We start from the raw sequence: 5,350 nt of genomic DNA, 5'->3' as shown, positions 1-5,350 counted from the left end.
GAGCGTTCCGCGCACCTGCCTCTCGGGCGATGTGCGCGGAACGCTCTTCTCGTTGGGGCGGGACCGGACCGGTGGGGCGGCCCGACCGGGGGCTACTTCTCCAGGGCGTTGACCACCGTGAGCTCACCGTCGGAGTGCGAGACGCGGATGCGCTTCTTGTCGAGCTTGCCGACGGAGGTCTTGGGGATCTCGTCGACGAACGCGAACTTCTCCGGCACCTGCCACTTGGCCATCCTGGACTCGAGGTGCGCGCGCAGGTCCTCGACGTCGGGGTCGGCCACGCCCTCCTTGACCACGATCGTGGCCAGCGGGCGCTCGTCCCACTTGGGGTCGGGGATCCCGATCACGGCCGCCTCGGCCACGGCTGGGTGCTCGAGGAGGTAGTTCTCCACCTCCACGGAGGAGATCCACTCGCCGCCGGACTTGATGATGTCCTTGGCACGGTCGGTGAGCTGCAGGAACGCCTCGGGGCGGACGTAGCCGACGTCGCCGGTGCGCAGCCAGCCGTCGTCGAACGAGTCGGAGTTCTCCACCTTGTAGTAGCTGCCCGTGATCCAGGGGCCGCGCACCTGGAGCTCACCCACGGACTCGCCGTCCCAGGGCATTTCCTGGCCGGCGTCGTCGACGATCCGGGCCTTGACCCCCGCGATGAACCGGCCCTGCGTGGTGCGCAGGTCGAACTGCTTCTCCTCCGGCAGGTCCGCCTTCGGCCGCGACAGCGTGCCGATGGGCGAGGTCTCCGTCATGCCCCACGCGTGGATGATGTTGATCCCGTAGTTCTCCTTGAACTTGCGGATCAGCGCGGGCGGGCAGGAGCTGCCGCCCACGACCACGGCACGGAAGCTCGACATGTCGATCGGGTGATCGACGCTGTACGCGTCCACGGCCTGCCAGATCGTGGGGACGGCGGCGGCCAGGGTCGGCCGCTCGGAGGCGATCATCGCGGCCAGCGGCTCGGGCTGCAGGAAGCGCTCGGGCATGAGCAGTGAGGCACCCACCAGGAACGCCGCGTACGGCAGCCCCCACGACATCGCGTGGAACATGGGGACGATCGCCAGCACGTTGTCGTCGAGCGAGATGTCCATCCCGTCCGACATGCACACCTGCATCGAGTGGAGGTAGATCGACCGGTGCGAGTAGACGACGCCCTTCGGATCGCCCGTGGTGCCCGAGGTGTAACACATCGCGGCGCCGGAGTTCTCGTCGACCTCGGGCCACTCGAACTCGGTGGGCTGGGCCGCCAGAAGCGCCTCGTAGTCGTGCACCTGCACGCCCTCCGGGGCCTCGAGGTTCGCCGCACCGCCGCCGGTGACGATCACGTGCTCGACGGTCGAGAACCGCGGCAGCAGGGGCTGCAGGAGCGGGATCAGGCTCGGGTCGACGATGACGACCTTGTCCTCGGCGTGGTTGGCCACGAACTCGAGCTGGTCCGGGAACAGCCGGATGTTCAGGGGGTGGAGCACCGCGCCCATCGACGGGATGGCCAGGTAGGCCTCCATGTGCTCCGAGTTGTTCCACTGGAACGTCGCGACGCGCTGGTCTGCGTCGATCCCGAGCGAACGCAGCCCGTGGGCGAGCTGGGCCGCCCGCTTCCCGAGTTCGCCGAACGTGACTTTCCGCGGGCCCTGATCGGTCCAGGTGGTGACGACCGCGTCCGAGTGGACGGTCGCGCCGAACGTCAGGATGGTACTGATGTTCAGCTGTTCCGGCTGCATGGTGCTGCGCATGCGAGGGGCTCCTCACTCAGGGGGGTGTCGGGGGTCACTTCTGGACACGACCCTACCTGCCGTCGAGGGCGTCGAAGACCTCCTGGACCGTCTTCATGGCCGAGAGGGCCGCCGGCGCCCCGCAGTACCCCGAGGCGTGGATCACGGCCTCGGTGATCTCCTCGCGGGTGAGGCCGTTGGTCAGGCCGCCGCGCACGTGACCGGCCAACTCGGCGTTCGCCCGCAACGCCACGAGCATGCCGATGTTCAACAGGCTGCGGTCGCGGCGCCCGAGTCCCGGGCGGTCCCAGATATTCCCCCACACGTTCTCGGTGACCACGTACTGGAGGGCCTCGGAGGCGGTCCCCTCGGCCCGGCCCATCGCGCGGTCCACGAAGGCGTCGCCCATCACCCCGCGCCGGGTCGCGAAACCCCGCGACCGGAGTTCCGCGGCCGAAGGCCCCTCGCCTGAACCGTTCGTCGTCGTCATCTCGTGGTCCTTCCTGTCGGTGGGTGTCGGAGGGTGGTCACGGCCCATCCTGCCGTCGACCCGGGGGTCGGCTACCCTCGGAGGGTCCGGCTCCCCCGCCGGACACCCGTGGTGCCCGGCGGAAGTCGGTGTGAATCCGACGATGCCCGCGCAACTGTGATCCCGCCCCGAGCGGGCGCGCCGGGTCGGCCGGTACCGCGGCACCGTACGAACTGACCTCGCACGAAGGACGGTTGCGTGCCGCGGCGTCCGCGTCGCTGCCGAGCTGCTTTCGTCCTGGCGATCCCCGGAGGATGTCATGCACCTGTCTCGAGCCCGGACCACGCCGCGATCCCGCTCTCTGCTCGCCGCCGTCCTCACCACCGTCGCACTGGTCGCCACGGCCTGCTCCGGGGCGGACGACCCGGCGGCCGACCAGACCGACGGCACCGGCGCCGCCGCCTCGGGCGAGCCGCAGGCGATCATCTCGCTCAGCCCTACCACCACCGAGATGCTCTACGCCGTGGGTGCCGGCGACCGGGTGGTCGCGGTGGACGAACGCTCGAACTATCCCGCCGACGCGCCGGTCACCGACCTGTCGGGCTACACCCCGAACCTCGAGGCGATCCTCGGGTACCAGCCGGACCTGGTCGTGGCCACGGACGACACCGGCGACATCGTCTCCGGTCTCGAGCGGTCCGGGGTCGAGGTCCTGCTGCTCCCCGCCGCACGGACCCTGGACGACACGTACACCCAGATCGAACAGGTCGGCGCGGCCACCGGCACGGTCGGCGAGGCCGCCGAGCTGGTCTCGCGGATGCGGGGCGAGATCGACGAGATCGTGGCCTCGGTCCCCCGGCGTGAGACCCCGCTGACCTACTTCCACGAGCTCGACGACACCTACTACACCGTCACCGACGACACGTACATCGGCGAGGTGTACTCCCTGTTGGGGCTGACCTCCATCGCGACCGGCGAGGACGCCTACCCGCAGCTGTCCGAGGAACTGATCCTCGAGGCGGACCCCGACCTGGTGATGCTCGCCGACGGGCAGTGCTGCGGGATCACCCCGGAGGTCGTGGCCGAGCGTCCCGGCTGGGGCGAGCTCGCCGCGGTCAGGCAGGACCGCGTCTTCGTGGTCGACGAGGACCTGGCCAGCCGGTGGGGCCCGCGCGTGGTGGACTTCATGCGTGAGGTGGCCGGGATCATCTCCACACTGACTGTGAACGAATCACAGCCCGAGAGGGAACCTGCCTCGTGACCCGTGCGTCGCCCCGCCACGCCCTGGTGTTGGGCGGAGCGACAGTGCTCTTCCTCGTGGCGCTGGTGGCGGGCACGCTGGTCGGTCCCGCCGACCTCACCCCGCGGGGAGTCCTGCTCGAGCTGGTCGGGCGACTGCCGTTCGTGCACGTCGACTCGGGGTTCTCGCCTCGCCAGCAGGTGATCCTGTGGGAGATCCGGATCCCGCGGGTCGTGCTCGGCGGGATCGTCGGCGCGATGTTGGCGATCGCCGGTGCGACCTATCAGGGCGTGTTCCGCAACCCGCTCGCCGACCCCTATCTCCTGGGTGTCTCCAGCGGCGCCGGGCTGGGCGCGACGCTGGCGATCGTCGTGGGCGGGGCCATGGGTTCGGCGATGGTGCCCCCGGCGGCGTTCGTCGGCGGCATGATCGCGGTGATGGCCACCTACACCCTCGGCCGCAGTGTCGGTGGCGGTCGGACCGAGGTCGTGATCATCCTCGCGGGAGTCGCGGTCGCCGCGTTCGCGAGCGCCATCCAGACCTTCTTCATGCAGCGCAACGACGAGACCCTGAGGCAGGTGTACTCGTGGATGCTCGGCCGGCTCACGACCAGCGGCTGGTCCGAGGTGCTGACCGTGCTGCCGTACGTCCTGGTCTCGGTCGCGGTGATCGCCCTGTTCCGGCGCACCCTCGACGTGATGGCGGTGGGTGACGTCGAGGCCTCCACCCTCGGCATCGCCCCGGCCCGGGTGCGGCTGGTGCTCATCAGCGTCGCCACGCTGGGCACCGCCGCGGTCGTGTCCGTGAGCGGCCTGATCGGATTCGTCGGCATCGTGATCCCGCACGCCGTGCGGATGGTGATCGGCCCGGGCCACCGGTTACTCCTACCGCTGTCCCTACTGGTCGGCGCGAGTTTCCTCGTCCTGGCCGACATCGTGGCCCGCACCGCGGTGAGCCCGGCCGAGCTGCCGATCGGGGTCGTGACGGCGGCGATCGGGGCCCCGTTCTTCCTGTTCGTCCTGCGTCGGAGCCGGGGGCTCATATGACCTCCGCCCCGGACGCCGGCGAAGCCCTGTCCTGCCGCGGTCTCCATGTGGCCCGTGACGCCGTGCCCGTCCTGCACGGGATCGACCTGGTCGTGCCCACCGGGACCTGGATCTCCCTGGTCGGGCCGAACGGCTCGGGCAAGACCACGCTGCTCTACGCCATGGCCGGGCTCATCCCGTCCCGTGGGGAGGTCGAGGTCATGGGTCTGGCGCCACGGAGGGCCGGGCGACGGCGGGTCGCCCGGATGGTGGCGCTCATGCCGCAGCGCCCGGTCGTGCCCGAGGGCGTGAGCGCACGGGAGCTGATCCGGCTGGGCCGCACACCCCACATCCCCCGCTTCGGCACCGAGTCGCCCCACGACCACGAGGTCGTCGAGGGAGTGATCGACAGACTCGCGCTGCACGACCTCGCCCCGCGCATCGCGACCACGCTGTCCGGGGGCGAGCTCCAGCGGGTGGTCCTGGGCCGGGCGCTGGCACAGGAGCCCCGGGTGTTGTTGTTGGACGAGCCGACGAGCGCCCTCGACATCGGGCACCAACAGCAGGTCCTCGAGCTGGTCGACTCGATGCGACGCGAGAGCGGACTCACCGTGGTGGCCGCCATGCACGACCTCACCTCCGCCGCGCACTACGGCGAACGCGTGGTCCTGCTCGACGAGGGCCGGATCGTCGCCGACGGCACCGGGGAGGACGTGCTCACCGTCGAACGGGTGGCGGAGGTGTACGACGCCCGCGTCGAGGTCCTCGACCGCCCCGACGGCCGCGCCGTCCTGCCGCTCCGGGAGCCGGGGGCCTGATGGAGGTCGTGCTGCTGGGCACGGGAGCCGCCGACGGGTGGCCCAACCCGTTCTGCCGCTGCGACTCCTGCCTCGACGCGCTGCGGCGCGGG

General features: G+C 70.7%; 5 protein-coding genes. 3 read left to right on the top strand and 2 right to left on the bottom strand.

The window, feature by feature from the left end:
* Positions 1 to 92: 92 nt before the first annotated feature.
* Together G6021_RS04150 and G6021_RS04145 are read right to left on the bottom strand one after the other, a co-directional pair.
* Positions 93 to 1,727, bottom strand: coding sequence for a long-chain fatty acid--CoA ligase (locus G6021_RS04150; RefSeq protein WP_182610385.1), 1,635 nt, complete (start codon positions 1,725 to 1,727; stop codon positions 93 to 95).
* 52 nt (positions 1,728 to 1,779) lie between these two features.
* Positions 1,780 to 2,196, bottom strand: a complete 417-nt coding sequence (locus G6021_RS04145) for a carboxymuconolactone decarboxylase family protein (protein ID WP_179523766.1) — start codon at positions 2,194 to 2,196, stop codon at positions 1,780 to 1,782.
* Positions 2,197 to 2,494: 298 nt separating this feature from the next.
* Here G6021_RS04145 and G6021_RS04140 point away from each other — a divergent pair, with 298 nt between their 5' ends.
* Genes G6021_RS04140 through G6021_RS04130 form a run of 3 tightly spaced genes read left to right on the top strand, consistent with a single transcriptional unit; the run spans position 2,495 to position 5,258 of the window.
* Positions 2,495 to 3,436, top strand: coding sequence for an ABC transporter substrate-binding protein (locus G6021_RS04140; protein WP_182640722.1), 942 nt, complete (start codon positions 2,495 to 2,497; stop codon positions 3,434 to 3,436).
* On the top strand, positions 3,433 to 4,461 hold the full coding sequence (locus G6021_RS04135) for an iron ABC transporter permease (protein ID WP_179523768.1): 1,029 nt from the start codon (positions 3,433 to 3,435) through the stop codon (positions 4,459 to 4,461). Before G6021_RS04140 ends, G6021_RS04135 begins: the two co-directional genes overlap by 4 nt.
* A complete protein-coding gene (locus G6021_RS04130; protein ID WP_179523769.1) occupies positions 4,458 to 5,258 on the top strand; it encodes an ABC transporter ATP-binding protein in 801 nt (266 codons plus the stop codon). Before G6021_RS04135 ends, G6021_RS04130 begins: the two co-directional genes overlap by 4 nt.
* Positions 5,259 to 5,350: the final 92 nt, after the last annotated feature.

It is taken from the genome of Dietzia sp. CW19 (assembly GCF_014145265.1).
Classification (GTDB): domain Bacteria; phylum Actinomycetota; class Actinomycetes; order Mycobacteriales; family Mycobacteriaceae; genus Dietzia; species Dietzia natronolimnaea.
Note: the sequence above shows the minus strand (reverse complement) of the source record. Positions and strands in the feature narration are given on the sequence as shown.